This window comes from Stenotrophomonas sp. GD04024 (assembly GCF_029837545.1).
Taxonomy (GTDB): domain Bacteria; phylum Pseudomonadota; class Gammaproteobacteria; order Xanthomonadales; family Xanthomonadaceae; genus Stenotrophomonas; species Stenotrophomonas forensis.
The window spans coordinates 1-902 of sequence record NZ_JAOEDV010000156.1 but is presented as its reverse complement, the minus strand read 5'-3'; the positions used below and the strand labels follow the sequence as shown (position 1 = coordinate 902).

Here is a 902-nt window from a genome sequence, read left to right as displayed (position 1 = left end):
ACGTCAGTACACCGACGAGCAGGTCGCCGCGCTCAACGGCATCCTGGAGGACATTGTCGGCGCCGACGAATGGGCGGCCGGCACGACCTACCCGGCCGGCGACTTCGTGCGCCGCGCTGGAACGCTATACCGGGCGCTGGCCGAGAACGTCGACGTGCAGCCGGGCACCAATCCCGCTGTGTGGGAGGCTATCGGCGACTACACCTCGGTGGGCGATGCGCTGGCGGCCGCCATCAGCATGTCCGCGAAGAACGCCAGTGATATCGCGGCTGAGGCCAGCCGCGTGGATGCCGTTGTGGTGAAGCTTCCGGCAGATGGTGGTCAGGCTGCCAGCGCAGGGCAAGTGGCCAGCCAGATCAACGCGTTGGCGGAGGCGGACGCGGCCTTGTCCCAGCGCCTCGACAACACCAACGCGGCCTTGGGCGGCAAAGCAAGTACGGCCAGCGTAAATGCTGTCGAGCAGGCCAGTGTTGCTCGCGACAGTGCATTGGGCGAGCGGATCAACACGACCAATGCTGCCTTGGAGGGAAAGGCCAGTACCGAGGGGCTTCAGCAGCTGAAAAGCCAAGTCACTGAATTGGATGGCAGGGTGGATTCCCAAGGCAGTGCGATTCTGCAGGTTTCGGCAAAGCTGAGCGGTGCGCCGAACATGCTCAAGGACCCGTCATATGCCAGAGGCTTCGCGTACTGGAGCCGGCCAGCGGTCGAGAGTGCGATCCTTAACGAGCCGAAGTTTGGCAACTACCTGGCGGTTGGCCCATCACCCGGTGGCGTCTCCAGCGATCAGCTGGTGAACACCGGCGCCGGCAGTTACGTGCTGAGTGCGGAGGTGTATCGCAACTCCAGTGTCGGCAATGTTCGCATTGAGATTGGGGCATTCAACGCGCAAGGCTTGATCGCCA

General features: G+C 63.5%; 1 protein-coding gene. It reads left to right on the top strand.

Annotation, left to right across the window (positions count from 1 at the left end; genetic code table 11):
- Positions 1-902: carbohydrate-binding protein (locus tag N7590_RS22075; protein WP_345781945.1), on the top strand; the 902-nt coding region annotated here is incomplete at both ends.